Source organism: Streptomyces ossamyceticus (genome assembly GCF_001418475.1).
GTDB lineage: Bacteria > Actinomycetota > Actinomycetes > Streptomycetales > Streptomycetaceae > Streptomyces > Streptomyces ossamyceticus.
Window position 1 is genome coordinate 1 of the sequence record NZ_LIQX01000575.1, and the last position, 3,050, is coordinate 3,050.

The window sequence follows — 3,050 nt, forward strand, 5'->3', positions numbered from 1 at the left end:
GGCCGGGCCGAACACACCGGCATACGACGAAACGGCGGCCATCATGCGAGCTCAACTCGGTGACCAACTCGTGGTCGAGAGCACCACCACCGGCGCCACCCGGCGCGACGGCGAGATCGTCGGACTCCACCACGACGACGGGACGCCCCCGTACGACGTGCGCTGGTCGGACACGGACGAGGTGACCCTCGTCTTCCCCGGCCCGGACGCCCACGTCCACCACATCGAACACCGGCCCGGCGGCGGACGAGAGCCGTCCCGGTCGCCCGCGCCGCCCGTGGATGAGCCGCGCGCAGCCACGGGCGCTCCCGAGACCCCGTCGGGCACGCCGCCCAACCCCGGTGACATCGGCCGCCGTGTCGCGGCCGAACGGCTCCGCCGGGGGCTGACCCGCGAAGAGGCGGCCCGCCGTGCCGGAATGGCACCGGAGTACCTGGCCTACCTGGAGGAACAGCCCGCCGACCCGACCAAGGCCAGCCTCATCGGTCTGGCCGACGCCCTGGACACGACCGTCGCCGCCCTGCGCGGCGCCGGCGTCGATGCGCCGCCCGGCCAGGGCCAGGCGCTCCCGCACGCCCGGCTGGTGGACCTCGACCCCGACGAGTGCCGTGCCCTGCTGTCCACCCACGGTGTGGGCCGGGTGGCGGTCTCGTCTGCGAGGGGCCCGGCGGTGGTCCCGGTGAACTACGAGGTCGTCGGCGACACGATCGCGTTCCGTACCGCGCCGGAGTCGGTCCCGGCGGCGGCCGTCGGGTCGGAGGTGGCCTTCGAGGTCGACCACGTGGACGAGGCGATGAGCCAGGGCTGGAGCGTCCTCGCCGTCGGAACCGCGCGGGTGGTCACCGAACCCGACGAGGTGCGTCGGCTGGTGGAGGGCGCCCACTCCACGCCCTGGGCCGGAGGCGTCCGCGAGATGTGGGTCGCGATCCGCCCCACACGCGTCACGGGGCGCCGCATCGTCCCGCTGGAGCAGTGAGTCGGGGCCGCCGAGGCCCCCGACCCCTGCCGAACCGCCGCGATACGGTGCCCGTGGGGAGACGCCCGCCTGCTATGTGCCGACCCCGGCCCCCGTGGGAACGCCCGGCTGCTATGTGCCCACCCCGGCCCTCGTGCGGACGCCCGTCCGCTACGTGCCTACCCCGGCCTCCGTGGGAACGCCCGTCCGCTACGTGCCTACCCCGGCCCTCGTGCGTCCGCCCGCCCTGCCATGGGCTGAGTCCGGCCCTCGTGCGTCCGCCCGCCGTCTCATGGGCCGAGCCCGACCCTCGTACGTCCGCCTGCCCACGGGCCGACCCCGGCTGCTCCGCCCCTGCCTCGTTCCACGGTTCACGACGGCGGGACCGCTGTCACGAGGGTGGTTCTCCCTCGCTCTGCGCGGCCTGGAGGTCGGCCAGCAGTTCGGCCTGCCCGGCGAGCACCCCGGAGAGGATGGTCCGTGCCACCCGCAGCAGTTCGGCGACATCGGGGCTGGTCAGCGAGTAGTACACCGTCGAGCCCTCCTTGCGGTTCTTGACCAGGTTGGCGCGGCGCAGCACCGCGAGCTGCTGGGACAGATGGGCGGGCTCGATGCCCACCTCGGGCAGCATCTCCGCGACCGCGTGCTCACGCTCGCTCAGCAGTTCCAGGACCCGGATGCGGGCCGGGTGGCCCAGCGTCTTGAAGAACTCGGCCTTCAGTTGGTACAGCGGCGTACTCATCGTGCCGTCGCCTCCTCGACGCGTCCGCACGGTCTCACCGGCAGGGGCCCGGCGGGTCGCATCCACTCAGTCGTCAGGAACATGCGGTCCATCCTCGCCTGCCGCGCCGACCACGCCGAAACCGCGGGGAGGAAACAGAGCAGCCGGACGCGGCGACGCCGGCTCTCCGCCCCGGTCGTCGAGTACGGCGCCCCTCTGCCGTAGCCGCCGAGTCAGTCGCCCGCACCGCGCTCACAGGGGCAGCGTGATCCATATGCTCTTGCCGTTCCCATCGGTGTCCGGGTCGATGACGGCGGTGCCGCCCAGCCCGAGCGTCAGTTCCATGACAGTGGCCAGTCCTCCGGTGCCGTTGCCGGCGAGAGCGCCGTACAGCGGCGGCTGGTACGGGTGGCGGTCGTGGACGGCGAGGGCCAGCCGGTCCCGGTCCGCCGCGTAGATCACGGTCAGCTGCGGTGACAGGAGGGCCGCGTGCCGGACGCTGTTGGCCACCAGTTCGGCGAGGATCAGCAGGGCCGGGTCCACGGTGGGGTGGCGCAGCCCGATCCCCCATTCGGTCAGGGCCTGCTCGGCGGTCTCCCGGGCCAGGCGGACGGCGGCCGGCATGGCCGGGAGGGTGAGCACATGCCGGTGCGGCAGCGCGTGCAGTCGCGTGGTCATCCCCGAACCGTCCGTCCCTGGCCGGTGCCCGCGGGCAGGATCCCGGCGGTCTCCAGGTGATGGCGGGCCGCCCGGATCGCCTCCGGTGTGGAGGCGTACTCCCGGCCGTCGTGCCGCAGCGGCTCCAGCGCGCCGACGGAGTCCAGGACCCGGCGCTGACCGGGCCGTATCCCGGAGGCCAGCACGAGGATGCCGCGCCGTGTCAGCCTCTCCACCGCGTCCTTCGGCACGAGCGCACCCGTGGCGTCCATCGTGGACACGCGGGACATGCGCAGGATGACGACCCGTACGTCGGCCACTTCGGTCAGCTCCAGCAGGAAGCGGTGCGCGGCGGCGAAGAACAGCGGCCCGTCGATGCGGTACGCGACGATGTGCTCGGCGAGCAGGGCGTGCTCCTCGGCGCTGTGGTCGCCCCGGTCGAGTGGCACCCGGTCCAGACGGGCCTGCTGGGCGACGGCGCTCAGGGCGAGCGCTCCCGCCACCGCCAGGCCGATGATCACCGCGTACACGAGGTCCAGGGCGAGGGTCGCGACCGCGGTGAGGACGAGGATCAGGGCGTCCGAGCGGGTGGCCCTGGCCATTGCCCGGAGCGAGCCGACCTCGACCATGCGGACCGCGGTGGCCAGCAGCACTCCGGCGAGGGCGGCGAGCGGGATCTTCGACACCAGGGGCGCTGCGGCGAACACGATCACGGCG

The 3,050-nt window shown here is 73.7% G+C and carries 4 protein-coding genes; 1 reads left to right on the forward strand and 3 read right to left on the reverse strand.

What is annotated here, in order from left to right; all coding sequences use genetic code 11:
- Positions 1–43 precede the first annotated feature (43 nt).
- On the forward strand, positions 44–976 hold the full coding sequence (locus tag AOK15_RS33590) for a pyridoxamine 5'-phosphate oxidase family protein (protein ID WP_055522099.1): 933 nt from the start codon (positions 44–46) through the stop codon (positions 974–976).
- Between the two features lie 370 nt (positions 977–1,346).
- Here AOK15_RS33590 and AOK15_RS33595 read toward each other — a convergent pair whose 3' ends face one another.
- The 3 genes from AOK15_RS33595 to AOK15_RS33605 form a co-directional block, all read right to left on the reverse strand.
- On the reverse strand, positions 1,347–1,697 hold the full coding sequence (locus tag AOK15_RS33595; RefSeq protein WP_055522097.1) for an ArsR/SmtB family transcription factor: 351 nt from the start codon (positions 1,695–1,697) through the stop codon (positions 1,347–1,349).
- A 231-nt stretch (positions 1,698–1,928) separates the two neighbouring features.
- On the reverse strand, positions 1,929–2,354 hold the full coding sequence (locus tag AOK15_RS33600; RefSeq protein ID WP_055522098.1) for an ATP-binding protein: 426 nt from the start codon (positions 2,352–2,354) through the stop codon (positions 1,929–1,931).
- Positions 2,351–3,050 (reverse strand): STAS domain-containing protein (locus tag AOK15_RS33605; RefSeq protein ID WP_157870442.1); only part of this gene is annotated, 700 nt, incomplete at its 5' end. The genes AOK15_RS33600 and AOK15_RS33605, both read right to left, overlap by 4 nt.

Coding starts and splice junctions, on each gene's coding strand:
- AOK15_RS33590 (WP_055522099.1), top strand. CDS start 44: ATGCGAGCTCAACTCGGTGACCAACTCGTGGTCGAGAGCACCACCACC.
- AOK15_RS33595 (WP_055522097.1), bottom strand. CDS start 1,697: ATGAGTACGCCGCTGTACCAACTGAAGGCCGAGTTCTTCAAGACGCTG.
- AOK15_RS33600 (WP_055522098.1), bottom strand. CDS start 2,354: ATGACCACGCGACTGCACGCGCTGCCGCACCGGCATGTGCTCACCCTC.